Source organism: Dehalobacter sp. 12DCB1, from assembly GCF_004343605.1.
In the GTDB taxonomy this organism is placed as follows: domain Bacteria; phylum Bacillota; class Desulfitobacteriia; order Desulfitobacteriales; family Syntrophobotulaceae; genus Dehalobacter.
The window spans coordinates 316,803-343,191 of the sequence record NZ_POSF01000011.1; the positions used below are offsets into that span (position 1 = coordinate 316,803).

General features: G+C 45.3%; 29 protein-coding genes and 1 other annotated feature. Of the genes, 3 read left to right on the forward strand and 26 right to left on the reverse strand.

Annotation, left to right across the window (positions count from 1 at the left end):
• Positions 1 to 8: 8 nt before the first annotated feature.
• Entirely contained in the window at positions 9 to 614 is a 606-nt protein-coding gene (locus C1I38_RS05060) for a DUF4131 domain-containing protein (protein ID WP_119776003.1), read from the reverse strand.
• Positions 615 to 718: 104 nt separating this feature from the next.
• Positions 719 to 1,318 (reverse strand): helix-hairpin-helix domain-containing protein, encoded by a 600-nt coding sequence (locus C1I38_RS05065; RefSeq protein WP_119776001.1) that lies wholly within the window; start codon positions 1,316 to 1,318, stop codon positions 719 to 721.
• A gap of 201 nt (positions 1,319 to 1,519) precedes the next feature.
• Between C1I38_RS05065 and C1I38_RS05070 the strand changes: the two genes are divergently transcribed.
• The gene (locus tag C1I38_RS05070; RefSeq protein WP_119775999.1) at positions 1,520 to 1,819 is read left to right on the forward strand and encodes a hypothetical protein; all 300 of its coding nucleotides are present in this window, start codon (positions 1,520 to 1,522) and stop codon (positions 1,817 to 1,819) included.
• A gap of 260 nt (positions 1,820 to 2,079) precedes the next feature.
• Here the strand turns inward: C1I38_RS05070 and leuS are convergent, their stop codons facing one another.
• From leuS to C1I38_RS05135, 12 genes are all read right to left on the reverse strand, one after another.
• Positions 2,080 to 4,572, reverse strand: a complete 2,493-nt coding sequence (leuS, locus tag C1I38_RS05080) for a leucine--tRNA ligase (protein WP_119775997.1) — start codon at positions 4,570 to 4,572, stop codon at positions 2,080 to 2,082.
• Positions 4,573 to 4,647: 75 nt separating this feature from the next.
• Positions 4,648 to 4,843 (reverse strand) — a binding site (T-box leader).
• 68 nt (positions 4,844 to 4,911) lie between these two features.
• The gene (rsfS, locus tag C1I38_RS05085) at positions 4,912 to 5,259 is read right to left on the reverse strand and encodes a ribosome silencing factor (RefSeq protein WP_119775996.1); all 348 of its coding nucleotides are present in this window, start codon (positions 5,257 to 5,259) and stop codon (positions 4,912 to 4,914) included.
• Between the two features lie 3 nt (positions 5,260 to 5,262).
• Positions 5,263 to 5,847, reverse strand: coding sequence for a bis(5'-nucleosyl)-tetraphosphatase (symmetrical) YqeK (gene yqeK / locus C1I38_RS05090; protein ID WP_119775994.1), 585 nt, complete (start codon positions 5,845 to 5,847; stop codon positions 5,263 to 5,265).
• A 303-nt stretch (positions 5,848 to 6,150) separates the two neighbouring features.
• Entirely contained in the window at positions 6,151 to 6,405 is a 255-nt protein-coding gene (locus C1I38_RS05095; RefSeq protein WP_083916741.1) for an RNA-binding protein, read from the reverse strand.
• Between the two features lie 81 nt (positions 6,406 to 6,486).
• Entirely contained in the window at positions 6,487 to 7,128 is a 642-nt protein-coding gene (gene nadD / locus C1I38_RS05100; RefSeq protein WP_119775992.1) for a nicotinate-nucleotide adenylyltransferase, read from the reverse strand.
• A 56-nt stretch (positions 7,129 to 7,184) separates the two neighbouring features.
• Positions 7,185 to 7,475, reverse strand: coding sequence for a ribosome assembly RNA-binding protein YhbY (gene yhbY, locus C1I38_RS05105; protein ID WP_020491460.1), 291 nt, complete (start codon positions 7,473 to 7,475; stop codon positions 7,185 to 7,187).
• A 1-nt stretch (position 7,476) separates the two neighbouring features.
• Complete coding sequence (obgE, locus tag C1I38_RS05110; protein ID WP_119775990.1) at positions 7,477 to 8,754, reverse strand: GTPase ObgE; 1,278 nt, start codon at positions 8,752 to 8,754, stop codon at positions 7,477 to 7,479.
• Positions 8,755 to 8,852: 98 nt separating this feature from the next.
• Positions 8,853 to 9,365, reverse strand: a complete 513-nt coding sequence (locus tag C1I38_RS05115) for a Spo0B domain-containing protein (RefSeq protein WP_119775988.1) — start codon at positions 9,363 to 9,365, stop codon at positions 8,853 to 8,855.
• Between the two features lie 76 nt (positions 9,366 to 9,441).
• Positions 9,442 to 9,717 (reverse strand): 50S ribosomal protein L27, encoded by a 276-nt coding sequence (gene rpmA, locus C1I38_RS05120; RefSeq protein WP_119775987.1) that lies wholly within the window; start codon positions 9,715 to 9,717, stop codon positions 9,442 to 9,444.
• Positions 9,718 to 9,767: 50 nt separating this feature from the next.
• Entirely contained in the window at positions 9,768 to 10,079 is a 312-nt protein-coding gene (gene rplU / locus C1I38_RS05125; RefSeq protein ID WP_020491456.1) for a 50S ribosomal protein L21, read from the reverse strand.
• Between the two features lie 166 nt (positions 10,080 to 10,245).
• Entirely contained in the window at positions 10,246 to 11,499 is a 1,254-nt protein-coding gene (locus C1I38_RS05130; protein ID WP_026156272.1) for an Rne/Rng family ribonuclease, read from the reverse strand.
• Between the two features lie 84 nt (positions 11,500 to 11,583).
• Positions 11,584 to 12,381, reverse strand: a complete 798-nt coding sequence (locus tag C1I38_RS05135) for a TIGR03936 family radical SAM-associated protein (RefSeq protein WP_243103712.1) — start codon at positions 12,379 to 12,381, stop codon at positions 11,584 to 11,586.
• A gap of 135 nt (positions 12,382 to 12,516) precedes the next feature.
• Here C1I38_RS05135 and C1I38_RS05140 point away from each other — a divergent pair, with 135 nt between their 5' ends.
• Positions 12,517 to 12,939 (forward strand): DUF2935 domain-containing protein, encoded by a 423-nt coding sequence (locus C1I38_RS05140; RefSeq protein ID WP_020491453.1) that lies wholly within the window; start codon positions 12,517 to 12,519, stop codon positions 12,937 to 12,939.
• A 13-nt stretch (positions 12,940 to 12,952) separates the two neighbouring features.
• Here the strand turns inward: C1I38_RS05140 and C1I38_RS05145 are convergent, their stop codons facing one another.
• The gene (locus C1I38_RS05145; RefSeq protein WP_119775983.1) at positions 12,953 to 14,827 is read right to left on the reverse strand and encodes a TIGR03960 family B12-binding radical SAM protein; all 1,875 of its coding nucleotides are present in this window, start codon (positions 14,825 to 14,827) and stop codon (positions 12,953 to 12,955) included.
• A gap of 102 nt (positions 14,828 to 14,929) precedes the next feature.
• Positions 14,930 to 15,508 (reverse strand): methylated-DNA--[protein]-cysteine S-methyltransferase, encoded by a 579-nt coding sequence (locus tag C1I38_RS05150; protein ID WP_119776313.1) that lies wholly within the window; start codon positions 15,506 to 15,508, stop codon positions 14,930 to 14,932.
• Positions 15,509 to 15,767: 259 nt separating this feature from the next.
• On the opposite strand from C1I38_RS05150, the gene C1I38_RS05155 reads away from it, so the two are divergent.
• Positions 15,768 to 16,310, forward strand: a complete 543-nt coding sequence (locus C1I38_RS05155) for a manganese catalase family protein (RefSeq protein WP_119775982.1) — start codon at positions 15,768 to 15,770, stop codon at positions 16,308 to 16,310.
• A gap of 63 nt (positions 16,311 to 16,373) precedes the next feature.
• Here C1I38_RS05155 and C1I38_RS05160 read toward each other — a convergent pair whose 3' ends face one another.
• From C1I38_RS05160 to radC, 10 genes are all read right to left on the reverse strand, one after another.
• Positions 16,374 to 17,231: a M50 family metallopeptidase gene (locus tag C1I38_RS05160; protein ID WP_119776312.1), complete on the reverse strand. Its 858-nt coding sequence runs from the start codon at positions 17,229 to 17,231 to the stop codon at positions 16,374 to 16,376.
• 77 nt (positions 17,232 to 17,308) lie between these two features.
• Complete coding sequence (locus tag C1I38_RS05165; RefSeq protein WP_119775980.1) at positions 17,309 to 18,058, reverse strand: peptidoglycan DD-metalloendopeptidase family protein; 750 nt, start codon at positions 18,056 to 18,058, stop codon at positions 17,309 to 17,311.
• Between the two features lie 159 nt (positions 18,059 to 18,217).
• Positions 18,218 to 19,390 (reverse strand): rod shape-determining protein RodA, encoded by a 1,173-nt coding sequence (rodA, locus tag C1I38_RS05170; RefSeq protein ID WP_020491446.1) that lies wholly within the window; start codon positions 19,388 to 19,390, stop codon positions 18,218 to 18,220.
• 192 nt (positions 19,391 to 19,582) lie between these two features.
• Positions 19,583 to 19,873, reverse strand: a complete 291-nt coding sequence (minE, locus tag C1I38_RS05175) for a cell division topological specificity factor MinE (RefSeq protein WP_026156269.1) — start codon at positions 19,871 to 19,873, stop codon at positions 19,583 to 19,585.
• Positions 19,874 to 19,899: 26 nt separating this feature from the next.
• Positions 19,900 to 20,694, reverse strand: coding sequence for a septum site-determining protein MinD (minD, locus tag C1I38_RS05180; RefSeq protein ID WP_119775978.1), 795 nt, complete (start codon positions 20,692 to 20,694; stop codon positions 19,900 to 19,902).
• A 231-nt stretch (positions 20,695 to 20,925) separates the two neighbouring features.
• Positions 20,926 to 23,004: a penicillin-binding protein 2 gene (gene mrdA, locus C1I38_RS05185; RefSeq protein WP_119775976.1), complete on the reverse strand. Its 2,079-nt coding sequence runs from the start codon at positions 23,002 to 23,004 to the stop codon at positions 20,926 to 20,928.
• A 35-nt stretch (positions 23,005 to 23,039) separates the two neighbouring features.
• On the reverse strand, positions 23,040 to 23,555 hold the full coding sequence (gene mreD, locus C1I38_RS05190; protein WP_020491442.1) for a rod shape-determining protein MreD: 516 nt from the start codon (positions 23,553 to 23,555) through the stop codon (positions 23,040 to 23,042).
• Positions 23,555 to 24,418, reverse strand: a complete 864-nt coding sequence (gene mreC / locus C1I38_RS05195; RefSeq protein WP_119775974.1) for a rod shape-determining protein MreC — start codon at positions 24,416 to 24,418, stop codon at positions 23,555 to 23,557. Before mreC ends, mreD begins: the two co-directional genes overlap by 1 nt.
• Positions 24,419 to 24,436: 18 nt before the next feature.
• A complete protein-coding gene (locus C1I38_RS05200) occupies positions 24,437 to 25,453 on the reverse strand; it encodes a rod shape-determining protein (RefSeq protein WP_020491440.1) in 1,017 nt (338 codons plus the stop codon).
• 232 nt (positions 25,454 to 25,685) lie between these two features.
• Positions 25,686 to 26,369 carry a DNA repair protein RadC gene (radC, locus tag C1I38_RS05205; RefSeq protein ID WP_026156266.1) on the reverse strand — a complete coding sequence of 228 codons (684 nt, stop codon included), beginning with the start codon at positions 26,367 to 26,369 and terminating at the stop codon, positions 25,686 to 25,688.
• Positions 26,370 to 26,389: the final 20 nt, after the last annotated feature.

Below are 26,389 nucleotides of genomic sequence, written 5' to 3' on the forward strand. Positions count from 1 at the left end.
CGTATCCTTCAGGTAAAACCCGGAACACCTTCTTCCAGCACTTTAGCTTCCCCGAAGGCTGTAATCGTGCCGCCTAAGCCTCTTACCGCATAATAAAGCGGAAGGTCAAATTCGCCCTCTGTTCCTGGAGGTTTGGGATGTTCCAGTCTGGCTGTGACCGAGATGGTGTCTCCGGGCTTAACTCGGTCCCATCCCTTCATATACACCCCATCTTCTTCGGGATAAACACGAAAATGGTATTTTTTCTCCAAGTGTTCTTTTGTTCCGGGATAGACATCTTCCAGGATAAAAGTACCCTGACCGATCTTATCATCAATCCGCCAATCCGAAAGTCTTCCCTGTATCTCGATTCTTTCTATAACCAGCGGAGAAGCAAGACTGTTCTCTACCGTCATCCCATACAAAAACCCTGTTAAAAGTCCGCAGGCAAGCAGTACCGCTTCCGGTTTGGAAGCTTTGCCGAAAAAATCAAGCGGTTTCCAGATAAACATGATTCCTATAATTAAAAGCAGGGAAATGGCCAAAATGAATGTCCTTGTTTCTCTTTCACTTTGAACGGCCAGGAATCCACCCGTCAGCACAGCTGTAGTCTGACCGACCAACTTATCTTTCATGAGCTTTATGTCCCTTCATGACCTTCTTCTCATTTTGGTATGCAAACCAGCATAAATAACTCTCTAATCAGTTGTGGGCCCATACTTGCCCCAAATGTATTGTCTTACGAACCCACAGAGACATACTCCTCCATTTTCTCATAGGTCTTTGAACCAATTCCCGAAACATTTTGAATCTCTTCCGGTGCGGAAAACCACCCATTTTCCGTACGATAATCAATAATTCGCTGGGCTAAGGACGGTCCGATTCCCGGGATGGTATCCAGTTCATTAATACCTGCGGTATTGATATTGACCTTTGTCGATAATCCGTCTGTTGTACCCGGCTGAGCTGCGCTGTTCTCAATCTTATTTTGAGTGTTATTTTGGACCTCATTTCCGGTTAATTGACTCGTTCCGGTATTCTTTGAGGCCACAATTATTTTTTGTCCATCCTTGAGCTTTTGGGCAGGATTCAATACTTCAAGGTCGGCTTCAGCTGTCAATTCCGCTGCCTTCAGTGCATCATCCAGCCTTGCATCCATAGGCAGGTGCAAAAGACCGGGATGCACAACTGCACCCGAAATATAAACTACAATCTCCCTATTTTCTTCTGCCTGATTAACTTCAACCGGACTGTTTACTGGCAAAAACAGTTTCACAGCGGCCAGAACCAGCAATACACCCAAAATGCCCCACCAAAGCAGCCTCAGCTTTTTCTCCAATCGTCCATACCCCCTCTTTTTTCATTATTCTCCATTTATTACCAGATTCCTTTGTAATCGATCACTTTTTTGCCGTTTCCAAATTAATCAGCGCGCTTAAACTTTAAACCTGATCATAAGAATGTTCCCATTTCTATTTCAAAACATAGAATATATCAGCCTAAATTGGCAAATATTTACAAGGAGGTGCTCCCGCTCCCAATGACATTATTTAGAGGAACCCATCTAAATTATGCACTTGTTGCTCCTTATGCAGGGAAGCAGGCCACAATAAGTCTCTTTGACGGCAAAACCTACCACGGACAAATTGTTGAAGTCCGCGAGGACGGTATTCTGTTTCATTCCAATAACCCAGGATTTCTGTTTCTTCCGTTCCTGGCTATAGCCGCTTTAGCACTGAGTATTCCTTTTGCTTACGGCGCAGGGCTAGCCTACGGCTCCCGTTATGCTTATGGCCCTTACCCGTACAGCCCTTACGGACCATACCCCTATTATTATTGATACCCCATTCTGATCTTCTGAATTGAACCGCCGCATTAGCCCAGTCGAACACTTTGTCATTCCTGACGTATTGACAACACTAGGCACTTTGTGTGCCACCGTCCGTGGCAATCAGCCACGATTCTCTATTCGAATCGTGGCTGATTTTAATCCTAGTTCTTGAAGTATTATCTGATTTGACATAAAAAAAGACCTGCTGAAAAAATTTAATTTATATCTGCAGGCCGGTATATCAAAATATTGGGTTGTGAATCACCGTCTTACCTCACAACTATGTTTACCAGTTTACCTGGAACCGTGATCACTTTGATAACGGTTTTTCCTTCAAGGTGCTGTTTGACTTTTTCTGAGGACAGAATCATTTTTTCCAGTTCCTCTTTAGGAATTTCAGCCGGGACCTGAACCTTGTCGCGGACTTTCCCGTTTACCTGGAGAATGATCGTGATTTCCTCTTCGATTAGCGCGGTCTCGTCTTCAATGGGCCAGGCCTGTTTATGAATGCTTTCTGTGTATCCAAGTTCTGCCCAGAGCTCTTCGGTGATATGCGGCGCGAACGGTGCCAAGAGTTTTAACAATGTATCAATACCTTCTCTGGCGACAGCCAGGTTGACATCCTTTTCTTCTTTATACAGATAAAGTGTGTTAACCAACTCCATAATGGAACTAATTGCGGTATTAAAATTAAATCTGCTACCGACATCATTGGTGACCTTCCTGATGGTACTGTGCGTGGTAAAACGCATTTGTTTGGCTTTAGCATCGAGCTCCGTAGAAGATTCACATTCAGAATTACCATTGCCTGCAGAAGCTAGAGCAGCCTGATACTGGTCAATAAGCCGCCAGACACGGTTTAAAAAACGGTAGCAACCTTCAACACCCTGTTCGCTCCACTCCAGATCCCGTTCGGGCGGCGCAGCAAAAAGAATGAACATTCTGGCCGTATCTGCACCGTATTTGCTGATAATCTCTTCAGGGCTGACGACATTTCCTTTGGATTTGGACATCTTGGAACCGTCCATGCAGACCATTCCCTGGGTAAGCAGATTTGCAAACGGCTCATCCACCTGGAGGTAGCCAAAATCCCTCAGGGCTTTGGTAAAGAAGCGTGAATAGAGCAGATGAAGGATCGCATGCTCAACGCCACCGACATACTGATCGACGTTCATCCATTTGGCTGCGGCTTTTTCGTCAAAAGCCTTATGCGGATTCCGCGGGTCACAATACCTCAGATAGTACCACGAAGAGCACATGAAGGTGTCCATCGTATCGGTTTCTCTTCTGGCAGGCCCTCCGCACTTCGTACAAGTTGTCTGCACAAAGCTCTGGGAAGTGGTCAGCGGGTTTTCACCAGCTTTAAACACGACATCGTCAGGCAGCAGAACCGGTAGTTGGTCATCCGGCACCGGGACAACGCCGCACGTATCACAGTAAATCATCGGAATAGGTGCACCCCAGTAGCGCTGACGGGAAATCAGCCAGTCTCTGAGACGGTAATTGATTTTACGCTCACCAAGCTGCAGCTTTTCCAGTTTAGCAGCCATCCTGCCCCAGGCTGTCCGGTTATCCAGTCCATCGAAATCCACAGAGTTGACCATGGTTCCGTTTTCAATATAAGCTTCCTTCATCGGCAGATCTTTATCTGCAGCGGAAACTTTAGGATCAAGAATGACTCTTGTGATCGGCAAACCGTAGTTCCCAGCAAAGGCAAAATCTCTTTCATCATGACCTGGAACACCCATAACCGCACCTGTTCCATATTCGAGAAGAACGTAATTGGCAATCCAGATCGGCACCCGTTCTCCGCTTAACGGATTGATGCAGTAATGTCCGATAAACATACCTTCTTTTTCAGCTTCCGATGAGGTTCGTGCAATTTCGTTCAGGCCTTTCATCTTCTCAATAAAAGCGAGTACACCTCGTTCATACTGCGTTCCTTTAACGAGCTGTGTAACCAACGGATGTTCCGGGGCAAGAACCACGTAGCTCACACCAAAAATCGTATCGACTCTGGTCGTGAATACGGTGATCATATCAATGGTTCCTTCAATTTTAAATTTGACTTCAGCCCCTTCGGAACGGCCGATCCAGTTACGCTGCATGGTTTTTACTTTTTCCGGCCAGCCTGTAAGTTTATCCAGATCGTTTAAAAGCTGCTCCGAATAATCCGTGATCTTGAAAAACCATTGTTCCAGATCTTTTTTGGTAACAGGTGTGTCACAGCGCTCGCAGGTGCCATCCACAACCTGTTCGTTGGCTAGCACCGTCGCGCAGGATGGGCACCAATTTACAGCTGCCTTTTTCTTATAGACCAGGCCGTGCTCATAAAACTGATTAAAAATCCATTGCGTCCATCGGTAATATTCCGGGTGGCAGGTTGCAACTTCTCTGTCCCAATCATAGGAAATACCCATTTCCTGAAGCTGACGCTTCATGTTCGCGATATTTTTCCAGGTCCACTCTGCCGGCGGCGTTTGATTTTTGATCGCGGCATTTTCGGCAGGAAGGCCGAAGGCGTCCCAACCAATCGGATGAAGTACATCATAGCCCTGCATTCTTTTGAAGCGGGCGATCACATCAACAATCGAATAATTGCGAACATGTCCCATATGTAAGTTTCCAGATGGGTATGGAAACATGGCAAGTGCATAGAACTTTTCTTTACCGCTATTCTCCTCAGTTTTTCCTACCTTGTTCTCCAGCCAGGTTTTCTGCCATTTTGACTCAATCTCGTTGAACAAATATCTTTCCTGCATAGATCCGACCTCCAAAGTTCTTTCCAACAGAACAGTCTTTAATTGTTCTGCAAAAATAGATAAAAACCCCCATCCCCAAGGGACGAGAGTTTGCTCCCGCGGTACCACCCTAATTCTGTGCGCTTAAAGATTATAACGGTTCTAACCGGCATCCGTTGCTGCCCGGACACTGCTCAGGAACGAGTTCCCCGCCTGGTTGAAAACGGCTCGCACCAACCGCCGTCTCTCTGATCCATCCCTTTTAGGTACTGCTTTCCTTCAAAGCATAAACATATTAGATTGGGTATTCAAGTCAATCATTCAAATCGTTTAGACCTTAATTCTATATAGAATCAAAAATCAATTAGATAATACAACTTCCCGGGCATCGCCCCATAGTCTTTCCAGACTATAAAACTCTCTGGTATCCGGTGTCATAATATGTATAACTATATCACCACAGTCGATCAGCACCCACTGAGCTTCAGGAAGTCCTTCTATCCTTAAGACCGAAAGCCCAATCTCGGGTAATTTTTCTGCAAGGTACTCAGTAATTGCTTTGGTCTGAGTCGTGCTGTTTCCCGTGGCAATCATAAAATAATCTGCAATGACAGATATTCCCTTTAAGTCAAGGGTCAGAATATTTCTGCCTTTTTTATCGTCAATAAAGTCAACTACTTTCTGCAGTTGGTCATGGCTTTTTTCCAAATTCTAACCTCCTTTAGATGCTTTTCCATTTTTCAAATCTTCATACGCCAGAATCGTCAGTGGATGAATCGGCTTATTGTTCTTCTTCAAATAGTACAAGGTATGCTCGATACAAGCCAGTGTACCTGTCTTAAGGTCATGATACAACTTCTGACGAAGCTTGTCTACACCGGGGAAATCCCTCCCGGGTTCTGCGAGATCGGCACTGTAAATCAACATTTCCAGAGGGGACATGCCCGGTCTCCCCAAGGTATGATTCGCAACCGCATTCAGGACATCCTCGTTATTTATCCCGTAAAGGTTCTGCAGCATATATGCTGCGATTCTTCCGTGAATGACCTGAGGAATTTTCAGATCTTCCTGATAAAGAATAAGGTTCCATTCCCGAGCTTTTTTTAATTGCTCTAGATAAGTATACTCCCTAGCCAGGTCATGGGTAAGTGCAGCTAAGCTTGCATCACCCTCTTTCACACCGAACTTCGGGGCAAGTTCCACGGCCAGATCCTTTACCCCGAGCGTATGCTGAAATCTTTTCAGTGAAAGTTTTCGTGACGCTAAAGTCCTGAAGTATTCCAGCTGGTCGTTCACAACGTTCAACCTCTCCTATCTTACCCACTCCTTGCCATCCATGATACCAGCAGCTCTATGCCATCCTTGGTAACGCTGTACCGTGAGGCTATTTAAACACCCTCACACCTCCATGTACGTCGCTGCATTAGGCCTATCCATGGGCGTCATACAAGAATACGGTACAGTTTGCTGTACCGTATTCTCTCGGGTCCAGGGTCCGGGAATGTAAGATAAACCAGGATTCTTCATGCTATTTATATAGAGCCCTATGACTTATAAAAATCAGAATTTATCTTAACAGAAACCCCTAACCAAATAACATTAGACAGTTTGGCGAGGTCTCGCTTCGTTTACTGTCAATGAACGGCCACTGAACTCACTACCGTTAAGTTCTTCTGCTAAGCGCTCGGCGTCCTCTGAAGCAACTTCTACAAAGCCAAAGCCTCTTGAGCGACCGGTTTCTCTGTCGGTAATGATTCTGCTGCCGATTACATTGCCAAACCGAGCAAAGTACTCAGTCAGTTCCTCTGAAGTCGTACTCCAGGGGAGATTGCCCACGTACAGGGTTTTTGTCATGGAATTCACCTCTAAAATAATTTTGTTTATAGTATGAAACAACTATTACTATAGTATACAATCCTATCGGAAGTCAAATGTTTATTTATTGATGTAAATATTATTTTCTATGATAAAACGCCGTACTTCTTCTGGAAGCAAATAACGGATAGACTTGTTATTCCAGATTCTTTTTCTGATATCTGTCGAAGATATAGCCAGAGCGGGGATTTCCATCTCGAATATTCTGTTTTGGGCATAAGGATATCTGTCCAATAATTCTCCCAAAAAACCACCAATTTCATACCCCGGTCTCGAAGCCCCGATAATTTTGGATATCCCAATAATTCCTTCTGCTTCCCACCAATTCAAAATATCCCGGAGCGCATCCGAACCGGTGATAAAAAAAAGTTCCTGTTCAGGGAACAACAGATGCAGGGCTTTTAAAGTATCATAGGTGTATGAAGGGCCTTCCCTGTCAATCTCAATTCTGGATGCGATAAAATTCTCATTGTCGTGGATAGATATTTCGACCATCGCAAAACGCAAATCCGAATTTGCAATCTGGTGATTAACTTTATGTGGAGGAATGCCTGTCGGGATGAATAAAACCTTGTCTAGCGCAAATTCGACCCTGGCTGTCTCCGCAGCCACCAGATGGCCGTAATGAATTGGATTAAACGTTCCTCCCATGATGCCAATCCGGCGTCTGCCGGTGATTGACTCGCGAACACTCCGTTCCATTATTTATCTCCTAAATTTTTATTATTAGGCAAGTCTCCGTAATACAGAAAAATATGTCAGGGCAGTTCTATTTTTGGTTTTTCGCTTGCCTTCCGATAGAGCAGAAAATTCCGCCCGATCACCTGAACCAATTCTGAACGGGTAGCTTCGGCCAGCCCGGAGGCAATATTTTTCGGGGCATCGGCACAATTCTGGAGCACCCGTCCCTTAATCAGCTCTCTTGCCTCCAACGCATCGGCGGCCTGTTTAATCATATTATCTGTAATTTCATCTTTGCCAACGATTAAAATGGGTTCCATTTCATTCCCCATAGCCCTTAAAAACCTTTTCTGTTTGCCTGTCAGCATACTATTGTCCTCCCTCCGACCATTCCAACTCCAACTTTCCAATTGACACTTTATCGCCTTCCTTGATCCCCTGTTCCTTCAGTGCATCGTCGACTCCCATCACTTTAAGGATATTCTGGAAGCGCATGACGCCATCATCTGTATCAAGGTAGGCCATCGCCGCATGTCTTTCAATCTCTTTGCCTGTAATAATATACATACTGTTTTCACGTGTAATGACAAATCTGTCCTCACTTTGGACCTGGACCATGCGATGTTCATCAGGATCAGCTGAAAGTCCAATCAGCGGTACTTCAGGAAGGATTTGTATCACCTTGTGCAATAATTTATCGATTCCCTCTCCGGTTACCGCCGAAATCGGGTAGATTTCATAGGCATCCCCAAGTTCCTCGCGGAGACGCCGGAGATTTTCCTCAGAACCGTTAACATCCATTTTATTCGGAATAACAATCATCGGCCTTTCAGCAAGGGCTGGACTGTGCAGTTTGAGTTCCTGGTTGATAATTTTAAAGTCTTCCAGTGGGTCTCTGCCCTCGGAACCCGAGATGTCCAGGATATGAAGAAGCAGTCTGGTACGCTCGATATGACGCAGAAATTCATGTCCAAGTCCCGCCCCGGAATGCGCCCCTTCGATAATTCCCGGGATATCCGCCATGACAAAACTTTCGTCCTCTACTTGAACGACGCCAAGATTCGGGATTAGGGTCGTGAAATGATAGTCTGCAATTTTGGGGCGGGCAGCGGATACCCTTGAGATCAGTGTGGATTTTCCGACATTCGGGAATCCGACCAGACCGACATCTGCCAGGAGCTTCAGTTCAAAAAGAAGCCAAAGCTCTTCCCCTGGTTCTCCGCGCTCCGCCACTGTAGGAGCCTTGTTTGTATTACTCATAAAACGGGCATTACCACGGCCGCCGCGGCCGCCTTTGGCAATGGTGATCCTTTGCCCATGACGGGTAAGGTCAGCCAGAATTTCGCCTGAATTCTCATTTTTAATTATCGTTCCTGCCGGTATACGTAACACCAGGTTTTCTGCACCTTTCCCGTGCATATCCTTGCCTTGCCCGTGTTCACCACGGTCTGCCTTATAATGGCGGCGATAGCGAAAATCCACCAGCGTCCGCAGGCCCTCATCCGCTTCAAGAATGATATCCCCACCACGGCCGCCGTCTCCGCCATTAGGCCCCCCCAACGGGACATACTTCTCCCTGCGGAAAGACACAGCTCCTGCTCCGCCATCTCCAGCTTTTACATATATTTTTGCGCGATCATAAAACATTCGTTAACCCCTTCATTTGGATTTTTCTAAAGAAAACTTGGCTGGCGCCAAGCCTTTGGCGTCAGCCTTAGCTGCGCTTAGATCTATCAGAAACCAACTCATACTTTCTGATAGACTGTGGAATATACATTCATCTCAAGAAGATTATCTTCTTTATATAGTCTGAATTCGCAGGAAAATCCTCCGCTGATAACACCAAACTGGATTTTTGCCGTTAATGTTTCAACATCTTGGTCTCCCTGCACGAATAGATCTAAACAGTCTTTAGTGTATCCAGAAAAACTCAGGGCATATTCTTCCTGCCAATGATTAAGCCAAAATTCTTCATTTTTCATTTCCGGGGGAAAATCCAATACAAATTCTGCACCTTTCAGACGCAGCTTAAAATACCATCCCAGGAGAATACCAAGCAGTGTTTTTTGGCCAATCTTGTAAATATCTTGCTGCGGCCGGATCTCCACTAAGACTTCATCAATATAAGCCAACGCTTTGTCAGGCATATTAAGCTGCAAATACCCTTTGATGACCTGAAAATAATTCAGAAAGTCATGCCGAAGGATCTGGAAATTATCCAACTGCTCATAAAGGATCTTTTTATCAAGATTGACCATTTTTCTTCTCCTCACCAAAGATAATCACCAATAAAACATACCCCCGGGTTAACCCAGGGGTATGAAGTGTAATCTGTTATTGGGCTTGAGTAATCCCGTTTTCCGCATAAATACTTACCTGCTTGCGGAATTTATCTCTGCGTTCGAACTTTACGTAACCATCTGTGAGCGCAAACAGCGTATCATCTTTGCCGATGCCGCAGTTTTTGCCAGGATGGAGTTTGGTTCCGCGTTGGCGAACAAGAATATTTCCTGCCAAAACGTACTGTCCGTCAGAGCGTTTGACTCCGAGTCTTTGCGCATTACTGTCTCTGCCGTTTCGTGTACTTCCTACACCTTTCTTGTGAGCCATGAAGATCACCTCCTAAAAAGAACATGCTGATCGTATTCTAACTTCAATCATTAAGCATTGATTGTTTCAATTGAAAGCTTCGTGTAAGGCTGACGATGGCCTTTTTTAACACGAACGTGTTTTTTGGGTTTATAACGGAACGCAATGACTTTGTCGCCTTTACCCTGTTCCAGAACTTTTGCGACAACTGTCACGCCGTCAACAACTGGAGCTCCAATCGTTACATTGCCATCTTTTTCAACAAGCAGTACCCGATTTAGGTCGAGAACCTGGCCGACAGCTGCATCAAGTTTTTCAACATTGACGATATCGCCTTCCTGAACTCTGTACTGTTTGCCTCCTGTTTCGATAATTACATACATCTTTCTACACCTCCCAGACCCAGACTCGCCTGTGTAGGTCGGTCCGCTGCCGCTTAAACGGCAAGAAACCAGTTCATACCTAATTAGTGCGGTTGTGGTGAGAAGTCACCACGTTCTAATATTTTAGCATTTTTCCTTATATTCGTCAATCAGTTAATCCCACAGTTCAATTCATTCTTCTCTCGTGCCAGCCTTTTCCGCCACATTCCCGACATTTTTCGGTGTTCCTAGCAGCTAAGGTCTGACCTTCTTTTTTGCGTGTTACCTCAACGAGCCCCAACCTGGTGAGGCCCACTACTTTACATTTGACCTTATCCTGTTTAAAAGACTTTTCCAGCACATTCAGCAGCTGATCCCAATCCTCGTTTCGTTCCATGTCAATAAAATCGATGATAATAATCCCACTAAGGTTCCTAAGTCTTATCTGTCTGGATATTTCTAAAGCAGCTTCCATATTTAGACTCAGCAGGGTATGCTGCAGGGAGCTTTCTCCAGTGTATTTTCCGGAGTTAACATCGATGGCGGTCAGGGCTTCGGTCTGTTCAATCACCAGATATCCTCCGCTTTCGAGCGAGACCTTGGGTTTTAATGCTTTTAGGATTTCATCACCGATATGATAGCGTTCAAATAAATTCCCTTTAAAATCAGTCCATATTTTCCCGGAAACCGAGCATCTGACTTCCCGGAGCCTTGTCCGGAGCAGCTCAGCCATCTCCCCGTCATCTGTAATAACCCTCGTTACCTCTTCGTCGATCGTTTCCCTTAAAAGACGAGACAACGGGTCGCTGCTGCTGTAGATCAGCCCTTTACCAGACTTGCTCTTGATTCTTTCCGTTAACGTCTGATTGGTTTCCAAAATCTTTTCAATATCATCAGCCAGTTCTTTTTCCGAGACGCCTTCAGCCATCGTCCGGATAATCAGACCAGCATTCTCAATGGTGATATTCTGGACAAGCTGTTTAAGACGTTCTCTTTCTATTTCATCCGTTATTTTACGTGAAATCCCCAAATATCCGCGATTTCCGGGCAAGAGTACCACAAAACGCCTAGGCAATGAAAGATTGGTCGTAACTCTGGCTCCTTTATTGCCGACAGGTTCCCGGGTGACCTGAACAATCACCTCCTGGCCCTCTTTTAAGAGGTTTTCAATCGGTGGCACCAGCAACCCTGGTACATTTTGCACCTGAACATATTCCGGATTGACAATATCCCCTGCATAGAGAAAGGCATTTTTCTCAAGCCCAATATCGATGAAAGCAGCCTGCATGCCTGCAACAACATTACAGACCTTACCCTTGTAGATGTTACCGGCCAAACGGGATTCTCTTCCGGAATCATCCAGGACTTCTGCCAGTCTGCCCTCTTCCAGCACTGCGGCCCTCATCCGGTGATCCTCAGTGGTGATGACAATCTCTTTCAATCTTATCCCTGCTTTCAGGCCAATACCGTGTTGACCCTAAAGGTTAACAAGGTACTAGTATCAAATTCGAATTTCTGAGAGGTACTATATCGTCATGATCACTTCGAGTGGGTTTCTCAGCACCCCGTCGGATTGTTCGATAAACAGTCCTTCCCGGGTTGTCGTTATACCTGGAATATCTACCGGAAGTCCGTCCATATTTTTCAGACTTTCCAGAATTTCAACCGGCCGGACTGAACCAGCGTTTCCGGTAATAATATCCAGACGCAGTTGTACTTGATGATTCTGAGCATCAGCAGAAATAACCCCTTCTTCAGAAATCAGCGCTATGTTTTTAACAAATAAGCGAATATTCCGCTCTATTTTTTTCCCCTGCTGATAACGAATCGACGTCACTTCGTCCCTATTCAGCCAGTTCCGGCAGGCTCTTCGGAGCTCCTCTGCCTCGATCGGACGAAGGAGAGGTACTTCGGTCCGGTATCTTGCAAGATTAATCACAGCCATCAGCGCCTTGCTTCCTTTTTCTGCGATCCCAGAGCCTATAATTTTTATGCCTTCGGGCAGCTGGCTCTGAAGCCGCTCAACGATATCCTCAATATCACATGCTCCGGCTTCTGTTGTTTCTCCAGCTTTTTTCCGAATAGCTTCCTTTTCCTGTTCTGTATTCTCTTTGACTTCGATATCGACATATTCCTGTTCTCCTTCCACACCAACCGGTAAAGGAGGACCAAAAGCAATCTTTGGATGAGGATTAAATCCTTCAGAAAAAGCCACTTTGATTTGGGCCCTACGCAAGGCCCTGTCCAACATTCTGGTCAAATCCAGATGCGCAATATACCGGGCTTCACCTTTCTTGGTGTAGGCCAGCCTTATCTTCATCATAACCGCCTCTTTTCCAATCTATTCAAAATCAAAATATCACAACGGTTTTTCAAAGCTTTGTTGCAAAGCTTTTTGATTCCGGCATGTTTAAGAAAAATGCCGAATACACTACTTGTAAATGAAGGAGGAATTTCAATGCAGTTTTCTTACGGTGAACATACGCCTCTGCGGCTCCTGGATGAGGCAAACTTTTGGAAACACCAGGAGTATGAACATACCATCGTCATTCGGGAAATGGTGCCTGATCTGGAACGAAAATTCATGGAGGAACTTAAGGAGTGGGAACAGGCTCTGACGAAGACGCACAGCCAGGTTGTCCAGCTTACTGAAACAATGGTCAGATATGGCAATACACAACAAGCTGTTGCCGACCAGGTTCTGCGTCTAATCAGTTTCTGTCTGGAACAAAGCAGTCGGTTCGTTCAATTCCTTTTTGAAATTCTTAGTATGAGTCAGGCAGTTAAGAATAATCCAACAATGATTGCTGTAATCAAACACCAAATTCGTGAATCGGAATACTTTATCGGGATCACCCAGACTATCTGTAGTCAAGGTTAGGTATTGTATAAAGTTAAGGCATACTGAATTTTACCGGTCTAGCCAGATCCGGACAGACTCCGCAGCGGCTGCATCTTCCTCTGCAGTCAGGCGTGACAGCCTCTGCGAGGGCTTTCTTGTATTCTTCTAGCAAATAAGATTTTCTGACCCCTGAGCTCAGATGGTCCCAGGGAAGAATCTCATCCTCCGCTATCTGCCTGTTGGCATAGAAATACGGATCGATACCGGTTTCCTCCATTCCCTGTTTCCAAAGATCATACCTGAAATGCTCGCTCCACCCGTCAAACTTGCAGCCGGCATTAACTGCCCATTCCAGCAGCTCCGCAACTTTGCGGTCGCCTCGCGCAAATATAGCTTCCAAGAAGCTTGCTTCCACATCATGATAGATAAACTTGATCCGGTAGTCCCGCAGTCTCTTGCGGAGGTATTCCTGTTTTTCCCGTAGAATTGCCATAGAATCCTGGGCCACCCATTGAAAAGGTGTATGGGGTTTAGGGACAAAAGAACTTGCCGATACCGTGATCCTGCAGCCACGTTTGCCAAGTTTCCTCGACAACTCCAGGACTTTTCTGGCCTGTTCAATGATTCCGTCCAGGTCCTCATAGGTTTCGGTCGGAAGTCCAATCATATAATACAGTTTGATACTGCTCCAGCCTCCCTTAAAGGCTGCTTCTGCCGTCCTTAAAAGATCTCCCTCCGTCACGCCTTTATTAATAACATCTCTTAAGCGCTGTGTTCCTGCTTCCGGCGCAAACGTCAGTCCGGATTTACGCACTTTTTGGACCTGTTCGGCGATCTCAACATCAAATGAATCCAGGCGGAGCGAGGGTAGGGACACACTGACCCCTTTGGGTTCCATTTTGACCATCAGGCCTTCTAGGACACCGTTAATGCAGGTATAATCGCTTGTGGACAGTGAAACAAGTGAGATCTCTTCATAGCCGGTGGCCTTGATGGAATTCTCCGCCTGTTCAATCAAAGCTTCGGGAGACCGTTCCCGAAGTGGCCGGTAAATCATTCCGGCCTGACAAAAGCGGCATCCTCTGGTGCAACCCCTCATCACTTCAAGCATTACGCGGTCATGAATAGCCTCTGTATACGGGACAATTACTTTTTCCGGGAAGTAGGCAGAGCTGAAGTCCTGCAGCGCTACCTTTTTGACTGTCTCTGGAATTCCTTCCTTGACTGTGATTTGCCGGATCGAACCGTCAGTCTTGTATTCGGCCTCATAAAAAACCGGCACATAAATCCCCTGGATCTGAGCCAGTTCGACCAGAATATCTTCCTTCATTTTTCCGTTTTTCCTGGCTTGCCGAATTACTTGAAGAACTTCAGGAAATTGTTCTTCCCCTTCTCCCAGGAAAAAAAAATCTACAAAAGGCGCCAGAGGTTCAGGATTGTAGGCACATGGACCACCGGCAAATATGAAAGGATAGTCGCCCCCGCTTTCCGGGCCGGTTTTTCTGTCTTCTGATTTTAACGGTATTCCGCTGAGTTTCAGGATATTCAAAATATTCGTATAGCTAAGCTCGTATTGCAGTGTGAATGCAACCATATCAAAATCCGGCAAAGGGCGAAAAGATTCCAGTGTGTAAAGCGGGATCCCTCCCTGCTTTAATTTTTCTTCCATATCTGGCCACGGAGCAAAGGCCCTTTCACAGAGAAAAGCTTCATAAGAATTGATACGGCCGTACAGGATACGCAAAGCAAGATTGGACATGCCGACTTCATATACATCAGGAAAGACAAATGCCACTCGTACATCTGTCTTTTCCCAGTCTTTTTTTATCATATTCCATTCACCGCCGACATAACGACCAGGTTTGATCACTTGCGGCAAAACCCGGTCAAGTTTCCGACGGATCCATTGATGATCCTTCTGATTCATTTGTGTTTACCCCCTTGAGCCTAATAGCCATCTGTTTTATCCGGGTAGGTCTCCGTAATGTTATTTGTTATGGATAAATTATTATAGCACAGCAGGTTATTCCTAAGCAAAAAACCTGCCTTCCAGACGCAGGAGGGCTTTCTTTTTTTCCAGGCCGCCGGCATAACCGGTGAGTTTTCTATTGCGGCCGATCACGCGGTGACACGGAATCAAAATGGAAATTGGATTATGCCCGACTGCACCGCCTACCGCCTGAGCGGACATCGAGGTTAGCCCCCGGGCCCGGGCCATACGTTGGGCAATTTCCCCGTAAGTCATAACTTTTCCATGCGGTATCTGTAGTAGTATCTCCCAGACTGCCTTCTGAAAGTTGGTCCCCTCAGGAGCCAGGCGCAGATCCATTTTTGGGGCTGGAATACCCTCGATGATTCCTTCCGTATTTCTTTTCATTCTTGTTACCCGTTCCTCTGCCCAAGCTGCTTGTCTTTCCTGTCCGGAAAAATAAAAATCCAGCCACCGTCGCAACGCCTCAAAAACGGGATATTCTAGATTGTCTATCCATTCAGAAGTACCGGCAGGATAATATTTCTGGCCGATGAACCACAAACCGCTCAGTGCATCCCGAGTTGCCGCAGCTGTCATTTTTCCTAAAGGGGTATCCACAGTGCAAGTATAGGTAATGTTCATGTTGACATCCGAGTACATCAACCCTAAAATGCACGTAAACCGCTGAAGAAAATTTCTGAAATTAAGCCAGCGGGAACATGTAGATTTAAAGTTGACCGGGTACTAGCTCCCTTCATCTATTTGAATGACCAATCTGCCAATCCATTAACCGTTGAGCTGGCAAAGACAGGTGACCAATCCTCAGATAGAATAATATAATGCAGTAATTGCTCGTATGAAAAACAAGCCAAAATGAGTATAGGAGGGAAGAAATATGTTTAAATACGCCAATGCGCTGTTATTTCCAGTAGAAGTCAATTATCCTGACCCGCAGTTCGGCCGGATCATGCTGGAACATTACGGCGGAAAAGACAGCGAGTTCTCCGCAGCCACCCAGTATATGAATCATCGCGCTAATATGCCCAACCTCTTTGTCAGAGAATTATTAGGTCTTATCGCAGCGGAAGAACATAGCCATATGGAGATGATTGCTTCGGCAATCAGCAAACTGGAAGGACCACAGCTCTGTTACGTCAATTCCGAAGGTGTACCCTGGAACCTTACCTATGTCGATCAAAGCTTTGATCCTGCTGCGATGCTGCAAGCTGATGCTGAAGCTGAGATCCGCGCAAAAATGCTTTATGACACACATTTGACAATGACTAACGATCCTGGCCTGAAAAAAATGATTCGCTTTCTAGGCAGCAGAGAAGATGTCCACAAGCACCTTTTTGAAAAAGCCCAAACTTTGATCTTTCGGGGTGCTGACCCAGGAAGTTTTAGCACTTTAATTAGGGAATACCGAATGAGCTTCTGATATTTACTTTCATTATATATGATTCAACAGGAAAGAAAAACACTTTGGCTGGGAATCAGACTTTTAGCCTTTTAATTTTCCGACTTTACAGTCAAGCCCAAAATCCATCATACCCTGGACAACTTCAGTCTCACTGAGTGTTCTTTCAATCTTATCGTCTTTGCCCATCACACTAACCAGGCTAAAATAATCAGCAGAAAACTTATCAATAATCTGTTTAATTGCAGTATCCCTGCTTACCGCAAGCGTCCTTCCAGGCATCAGTCCCTGCCCCAAAAGACGCTCCTTCTTGCGGCAAATCTGCTTTAAAAAAACAATTCTGGCATTGTTCAGCTCTTTGCCGCTGCCAATCCAGAAAAAGATACCAAGAACAATAAAAAGAACTGGGTCATAAATATAAAATCCTATTCCCTGCATCAGGAAACCAGCTAAAATAAAAATACCCCCCAGGCATTTGCCGGCTGCCGCCAGGAATCGAGTGGTCACAACAAAACCGAAGGACCCCGCCAGCAGGCCACGGACAATTCTGCCGCCGTCAAGAGGCAGGACAGGAAGCAGATTGAAGGCTGCTAGCCAGAAATTTGTTTTGGCAAATTCCAGCGCCCATGCTCCGCTTAAGGTTCCGTTCTCACGGAGAATCTGAATGAAGAAAAACAACACAATATTAACAGCTGGACCGGCAAAAGCAATGATTGTCTCCTCTTTCTTTTTCCCTTCAAAGCTGTCGTCAAGAACAGCCGTCCCCCCATAGGGATAGAGCTCGATACTCCTGACCCCAATCCCGTAACCTCTTGCTGCAAGTATATGACAGGTTTCATGAATAATAACCAGGCCAAAGACCAGAAGTGCCCTGACAACCTGACCGGCAAGCATACATAGGATTAACAGGATGATAAAGGTCGGGTGAACTTTAATTTTCATCTTCATCCCCCTCTGTCCTCCATCCCTAGCAGATCCATTAAAAAATTAAGTGTTATCGGAACTTTTGAATTGATATACTAGTTCTGAATTAGGTATGTCAAGGGGTCGACCGGCTGACCGTCTTTTTGCAGTTCTAGGTAAAGCCAGGGTTTTTCCCGCGCTGAGCTGATGCCTACTGTTCCTAATTTTTTCCCCATCGAAACAGGTTCGCCTTGTTCGACATTAATATCGCCAAAATTCCCCAAAAAGCCTTCCCAGCCATTGCCAAAGTTAATCCGTATCACTTTCCCAAATTTTTCATTCTCACTGACTTCGAGTACAACTCCTTCCTGGGGGCTGAGTACAGCAGTCCCCAGCGTACTTTCAATTTCAATGCCGCTGCTAATTGTACCGTCATCATTCTTGCTCTCAAACGCCACTTTGACAGCTCCGGCTACCGGAGGATAAAAAATCTCTTCTTTAACAGAATTCACCGGCAGGCTTTCAGTGTTCTGAAGGCCTATTGCTTCTTTCGCCATCGTGTTTAATGCCGCATAGATATTTCCGCTGTTCATACCGCCCTGATAAACAGTATAGACGCCTTTGGAAACAAAATCCTCCCCGCTGGCGCTGAAGACAATCGTTAAAAACAAAAAAGCTGAAAGAAGTACTCTTTTCTGACTGCCGTTCCAACCAGCCAAAAGACCTCCGGAAGGTCTTTTATCGAAATAAGTCCGATGATCTTTCCAGTTGCTCCTGATATATTCCTGATCATCCCTGTAACCACGTCCGATCTCCCGGGCAGCCTTTTCAAATTCCCAGTCATCCCAGCGCTCAAACGGATCCATTCATCCACCGCCTTATAAAGGTTTTCCTTCAGGGAGACAACCCTTATAAAGAATATGAAAAAATACGAAAAAAAGAACATCTTCCAGACGAAAATGTTCTTTTAGAAATTTCTTTAGAGATCCGAATAATGGTCTGTTAACTTTTATCCATTGAAAGTGTCAGAACATTCGTCGCTCTCCTCTGAGACTTACACTTAAGACCAACCCGACCGCAAGCATATTTGCCCACATTGAGCTGCCCCCGGAAGTAATAAACGGCAGGGGAATTCCAGTGACAGGCATAATCCCTGAAGCCATCCCTACATTGATGAAAACATGAAATACAATCATCGATACAACTCCGGAGACAATCAGAACTCCATACCTGTCCCTCGATTTGGTAGCTACAGTGATCATCCGCAGAAGCAGAATACAGAAGACGAAAAGCAGTATCGATGTTCCGATAAAGCCAAACTCCTCGCCCACAACAGAAAATATGAAATCTGTATGATGCTCAGGTAAAAAATTATACTGGGCTTGGGTACCCTGCTGATACCCTTTGCCCCAAATACCTCCGGAACCTATGGCCCACACCGACTGAATAACATGATATCCATCTCCTGAAGTGTCCTTGGCGGGATCCAGAAAAGCAATGAACCGGTTGATCTGATAATCTTTCAAAGGGAGTGGTAATCCTTCCAGAAATTTCAGCGGCCCGGGAAGGTTCGTGGATAAATGCAATGCAACAGCACCAATAGCCGTCCCAATGCAGCCGACAATTACCGCCCCAAATTTAATCGGATTCGCCCCGGCAGCAAACATCATTCCAATAAAAATCGCGCCGAACACCATCGCAGTCCCTAAATCAGGCTGAAGAAATATTAATAAAGTAGGCGGTAGTACAAACAGCAGGGGCAGAATAAAATCCTTTACATTGTTCAGCTTTCCTTCCCTCTCATTGAGAAAGCTGGCAAATGTAACAATCAGCAGTACTTTGGCAAATTCCGAGGGCTGAATGCTTTGCGTAGAGGTGATAGGTATCCAGCGCTGTGCGCCCTTGGCTTCAGAACCAAAAGCAAAAACGAGAAGAAGCAGGAATATATTGAAAGCATAGATCCAGATACCAATCTTTTTATAGTTTTCATAATCAGTGAACGCAATAATAACTGCGAGAACAATTCCCGTAGCGATCCAGACCACCTGAGTTTTTACATAATGATACGGGTCTGACGCCATAACATTAATGGAAGCCGTGCTTAAGATCAGCAGACTCGCCCCTAAAAGCAGCACAAGTGCCAGGACCATTCCAAAATCGAGACCTCTAATAAAATTCCAATTTCTTTCTTTTATCATATAATACTCCATATATCGGCTGCTACCCAAAATTATATCACAGATCTCTCCATTCACAATGCTAACTTGACTGAAGCATTTGGTATTTGACGTATTTGTAATCAAAATATAATCAGCCGCTGCGTTGAAACAAGAAAAGCTATCGTTTTCTTATTTCGACGCAGCGGCTGATTATTTGTACGGCTACAGATATCACGAAATCGACTGTGTTCTCTCCATATAGTCCCTTCTAATTTTTTTCACAGGAACACTGGCCATCAGCGCGACTTCCCTCTCATCTTGATTCAGGTATACCTCCAATCCATCCTCGTTAATCACCATATAATTTGATATCACCTTGACCAGATCTTCTTTCAAGCGGTTCATCAGATAGGGCGATATCGTGGCACGGTCATGAACCAGAACCAACCGCAGCCGGTCTTTGGCTTGACTACGGCTTCCGGAATTTTCCTTGCCCAGCACACGATATAATAATTCCCACAACATAATTACCTCCCCCCAGTGCTGGGTCAGCGTATGCCAACTAAATTTTTCAGTTTATCCATCAGGGAATTCGACATATCCAGGTTCATTAATGGGACTTCTTCGCCTCTTACCCTCTGCGCAATCCTCCGGTAAGCTTCGCCCGCTCTGGAAACGCCATCCATGACTGCGGGTTCTCCTCTGTTGGTTGATACAATAATTTTCTCGTCCTCCGGTACCACACCGAGAAGATCGATAGCCAAGATATCGACAATATCCTCAATATCCATCATGTCGCCTTGTTTAACCATTCGCGGTCTGATTCTGTTAATAATCAACTTTGGATTGCGCAGGTCTGAACTTTCCAATAGTCCGATAATTCTATCGGCATCGCGGACAGCACTGACCTCCGGGGTTGTAACGACAATTGCTTTGTCCGCACCGGCAATTGCATTATAAAAGCCCTGTTCAATCCCTGCCGGACAGTCGATCAGCGTATAATCAAATTCTTCACGGAGTTCTTCACAGAGGACCTCCATTTCATCGGGGCTTACTGCTGTTTTGTCTTTCGTCTGTGCAGCCGGAAGTAAATGCAGGCTATTGAACCGCTTGTCCTTAATAAGCGCTTGTCTGAGCCTGCAGCTGCCGCTTGTAACATCGACAATATCATAGACGATCCTATTCTCGAGGCCCATAACAACATCAAGATTGCGAAGGCCGATATCCGTGTCGACCAAAACAACTTTAAATCCGGCAAAAGCCAAGGCTGTCCCCAAATTTGCTGTTGTTGTAGTTTTTCCTACGCCACCTTTCCCTGAAGTTACTACAATTGTCTCTCCCATAACCAAGCCTGCCTTTCATCAAAAATAATTAATGCATTGTTTTACATTTCAGTTATAATTTACCATTGGTAAGTAAAAAATTAATCCCCTCTTCAGAATTTTATCCAATGTTAGCCCAGTATGGGCTTTGATCTGTTTCTGTGTAAGAAGATTCTACAATCTCTTTTGCTTTTCCTTTCGTAAAAAGGAAAAACCGAGGATCAAATTCCCCGGTATTTCTTATTTATATGACTATTTCCAGTCAAAATAATATTTAAATGCTGCTTTCGCGACATAACCCGATGTTTCACTGCCGTGTCCGCCATATTCCACCACGCCGGCAAACGCAATTTGAGGATTATCATACGGTGCAAATGCGACAAACATCCCATTATAAGCTTCTTCTTTGGATGTTCCCTTTGAACCGATCTGGGCCGTACCGGTCTTGCCGCCGCCGGTGAACTCCGGTATATCTCTGAAAAGCCAGGCTGCAGTCCCTTGGCCACTGGTTACTTCCGACATCGCTTTTTTGATCGTTTCGATATTTTGTTGGGAAACAGAAACTTCGTTTAGAACTTCCGGCTGGTTCTGCTGGACAACTTTCCCGGTTACTGGGTCAAGAATTTTGTCTACAACATAAGGTTTGTAATGTTTTCCGCCATTAACGATGGTCGCAACATAGTTAGCCATCTGAAGAATTGAATAGTGGTTTGCTCCTTGACCAATCGAACTGTTAAAACTGTCATATAACCGCCAGTTTACAAACTCATTAATGTTATTTTTATATTCCTGTTCAGCCTGAATAATTTCGTCTTCTTTATCACGCTGAAGCTTATCTTTCTCATTCTGATCTTTTGTGCTGGCTAGAAGCTGAGCATATTTGTCCTCAATTTCCTGAAGCTTTTCTTCTCTTTTCTTATCGTAATAAGGTTTATAATAAGATTTTTTCCAGGCTGGAGAAGGCACATTCCCTTCTGCTTCATACGGTAAATCAATACCGCTGTTAACACCTAAGCCAAATTCATTGGCAATTTTCTTGATCAATTCGGGATCTCTTTCAAAAACCCTGCGGCCAACAATCTGGAAATAGATATTGGAAGAATGTGCAAGGCCGCTATAAAGGTTCACCCTGCCAAAATTATTCCCCCCCCACTCGGCAACCCCTGCACTTTGCACATCCGGGGACCCCAGCGAAGACAGGGTATCCATAAAAGTATCGTCCGGCGTAACAACACCAGCTTCCAGAGCGGCCATTCCGGTAATCATCTTAAAAGTCGAACCTGGAGGATACGTACCGGTCAGCGCCCGGTTGAATGACGCGGCATCTTCACTGCTGAAATATTTTTGAGCAGTTTCCTCCGAAATTGTCCCGATCAGGTCATTCGGATCCATGAAAGGACGGGAAGCCATGGCCAATATTTTGCCTGTATTTACATCGATGACCACCGCCGCACCGGCTTGGGCATCGGGATGGGTCTTCTGAATATCCTTGATCACTCTGTCCAGTTCGTTTTCCACGACACGCTGCATCTTGCTGTCGACGGTCAGCTGCAAGGTATAACCTGCCTGGGCTTCTTGAAGTGTTTCTTTGTCAATTGGTCTCGCGTTGCTGTCGACGCTGACAATTTCTACGCCATGACTGCCGCGCAGCCATGTATCATAACTTTTTTCCACACCCATTTTCCCCACCAGATCACCCTGAGTATAGTGATATTCGTCATCATCGGACACTGTCTGCTCATTGAATTGTTCAATTTCACTCTCGCTTATTTCCCGGACATAGCCCAAGACCTGGCCAAGCAGTGTATTTTGCGGATAAACTCTTTCCGCTATCGGTTCAATGCTGACGCCGGGCAGCTCATTGCTGTGCTCAGCGATAATCGCTTGTAGTTCTTTCGGTACATCTTCCAGAATGACAACCTTCTTGTAGCTCTTCCATTGCTGGTTACGGATCATCACCAAAAGATCCTCGGTAATCAATTCTACCGATTGGTTTGGATAAGGCCAGTACGGTTTAATATATACCGCAAGGTCAGCGACCACATCTTTCCAGTTGGCGTTTACTTTCTGCAGGTCGGTCCAGTCCATGCTCAGCGCAAACTTCGGTACGCTTTGGGCCAAAAGAATATTATTTTTATCCACAATCTCCCCACGGACCGCGGACGTCGTGACCGTTTTCATCACGTTACCGGCCGCCAGGTTCGAGTAATAAGAGGCTTTGGCAATCTGCAGCCACCAAAGATTGAATCCTAAAATTAAAAAAAGAAGGACGACAACCACGCTGAGCCCGGTTAATCGTCTCTGATAGGGTTGTCTCTCCCTTTCTTCCATCGTGTTCATCTCCTATTAAGCATGTTTAACCAACACTATAATTGTTGCTCAATCTTCTTTTTGGGCTGCAAAATCCCTTCTGTAAAAGACTTGTGGACTAAGGGATAGGTAAGCGGAACCATGAGGCAGTTGTAGAAAGAAATTCCCAGAATGACCTTTACGGCATCGCCAAGATACCAGTTAAGTCCAGCAGTGGTTGCGATTAGGGCCATCAGGGTCTGTCCAAGAACCGTTACAATAAAAACGAGCAACATGGTAAGCGGAATGTTTTCTCTGTACCAACGCTGCTGAAGCAGACTGATCAATAGTGCAACGACAGCTAAAATAATCGCATAGAGTCCAATATACCTTCCGAGATAGAAATCCACAATCAGGCCGATCACAAACCCATGTATAATTCCCTGAGCCGGCCGGTGATGCAGAGCGATATAAATAACCCAGAGCATGGCCAAATCAGGTTTTATGCCGGCCCATGACCAATAATGGAAGATTGTTCCCGGCAGGATGAGACAGGCAATTAGAATCAGTAACATTACGATAAAACGTTTCATCAACTGCCCTCCGGAATGCTCACTATATAGACTTCTTCCAGAGAATCAAAATCAACAATGGGTTCGATCGAGGCTACTTTCAGCAAGCCTTTCGAATCAATTTTAATCCCGGTAACAACACCGATGGGAATATCCTTGGGATAGACCTCTCCTAGACCCGAAGTATATACCAAATCTCCTGCATTGACTTCATCGTCCTGCCGGAAATTCATTTCAAGTTCTCCTGAGGCATTCAGCCTGGTATTTTTCTTATACGTACCTTTGACAATCCCAAAAAATGCCTCACCTTTATTACCCCTGACAAAGGCGCCGACCTGTCCCTCTCCGTCGAGTAGCAGTAAAACATCCGAGGTCTTCGGGGTGACAGAAATGACTTTCCCGACCAAACCCAGATTGGCCACAACAGAATCATCCACTTTTACGCCGTGATCACTGCCTTTATTGACGGTGACTGTCTGATACCATGCTGAAGGGTTACGGTTAATAATGCTGGCACCAATTTTCTTATAGCTCTCCAGCGTAGGACTTTGAAAAACAGCATCAAGTTCCTGATAGCGCAGGGCAGCCAGTACCTGTTGTTTGAGCTGAAGATTGTCTCCCGTGAGCGTTTCTACCTGTTTACGAAGTTTCTCATTTTCTGCTTTGACAGTCCGAAAACTGAAAATCGCCTGAAAATTATCTTTAATCCCATCTCCCAGATTCCAAATCGCACTTTCTATCGGTGAAAGTACTCTTTGCATGGCGTTCCCGACAGGGTTCGGAGACTGACTGCCGAGTCCGGTCAGATGGATCGTCGTCAAAGTGGTCAGCAGAACAGCAAAAACGAGAACGGCTATACCCATGGGATTTATTTTTTTTCCCACCGATTTCTCCCCCCGCTTTTAATTCTTCTGCAAAGCGGCAATCCTTCTTAGAATCTCCTCATTTTCAAGGACTTTACCGGTACCCAGCGCAACACAGGAAAGCGGGTCCTCAGCAAGGTGGACAGGAATCCCTGTCTGATCGGCAATCAGCCTGTCCAGATTTCTTAACAGTGATCCGCCTCCCGCCATAATAATGCCCCTGTCCATGATATCTGCCGCCAGTTCCGGAGGCGTTTTTTCGAGGCAGTTCTTTACCGCATCAACGATAGCAGTTACCGGTTCACTTAAGGCTTCAACAATTTCTTCGGAAGTAATTTCAATGTTTTTGGGAAGACCTGTCAAGAGATCGCGTCCTTTGATGGTATATGTCAAACCTTTTTCTGGCATATAGGCCGCTCCGATCTCCATTTTGATGTTCTCGGCCGATTGATAACCGACGGAGAGGTTATAGGTTTTCTTGATATACGCAATAATAGCATCATCCATCTCATCTCCGGCAACCCGGATCGAACCGGCAGTAACGATGCCTCCCATTGAGATCACGGCGACTTCAGTTGTGCCTCCGCCGATATCGACAATCATATTACCGGTAGGATCACTCACAGGCAGACCTGCTCCGATAGCAGCAGCCATCGGCTCTTCCATAATGATCGGATCTTTTGCTCCGGCTGCAAGGGCTGCCTCCTTGACAGCTCTTTTTTCAACTGCGGTAACTCCGGACGGTACACAAATGACGACCCGGGGCCGCGCAAATAAAAATTTTGATCCTAAAGCCCTGTTGATAAAATATTTAAGCATTTTCTGAGTAACATTGAAATCTGAGATTACACCGTCTTTCAACGGTCTGATGGCAACAATATTTCCCGGAGTTCTTCCGATCATCTCCTTGGCTCTGTCTCCAACCGCCAGAGGCTCGTTCTTTTCTATATCCATAGCAACCACTGAAGGCTCCCGTACTATGATTCCTTTGCCTTTCATATGTACAAGGGTATTGGCGGTTCCCAGATCGATTCCGAGGTCCTTGGAAAAAACCATGTTTTGTAAATCTCCCTTCAAGATAAATCATTTCAAATTTCAAGTGATGCCTGGCAATCTTTTTTCAGTCTCCCACAAAGTGGAATTTTTCATACCATATTTCGTATTGCTATGACATCGTTTTATTATATCATTTTTTTGCATTCAAATTAATGAATATTTCCTATTATTTATTATTTTTTTACATTTAAGGTCTTTTTTCAACAGTGGTACCGTCGGATTAATCGTCGGACTAGATGACTCCCTGTTCTTTCAGGCTAACATACTTTTTATCCCCAATGATGATATGATCCAATACCTCAATCCCTAATATTTTTCCGCCTTCGGCAAGCCTCCTGGTAATATCAAGGTCTTCCCTGCTGGGGGAAGGATCACCACTAGGATGATTATGCAGCAAGATAATTGTATTTGCGTTACGCCGGATGGCATCCTTGAAACACTCCCTAGGATGCACAATGGATGAATTGAGAGATCCGACCGATACAGGACTTATGCCCAGAACGTTGTTTCGGGTGCTTAAGTGCATGATCCTGAAGTGTTCCCGATCGAGCTTCCGCATCTCCTCCATGACTAGATCAGCCGCGTCTGATGGCGCGTTGATCACCGGGCGTGACAGCGGATCAGTGCAGACACTCCGTTTGCCGATTTCCAAGGCTGCCTTAACTTGAGCAGCTTTGGCCGGTCCGATGCCGTGGACCTGTTTTAATTCATCAACGGATAATCTAGCCAGACCAGTCAGTCCGCCCGTTTCTGTCAAGATCCGTTCAGATAGTTCTAGGACATTTTCTCCTCTCGAACCGGTTCTCAGCAGTATCGCCAGGATTTCTTTGGTGGATAGGTTTTCCGGACCATGCTGATGAAGACGTTCCCTTGGTTTTAAATCTTTAGGCAAGTCCTTTAGCCGGCGGTAATTCATCTCTTTTTCCTCATGCTTCA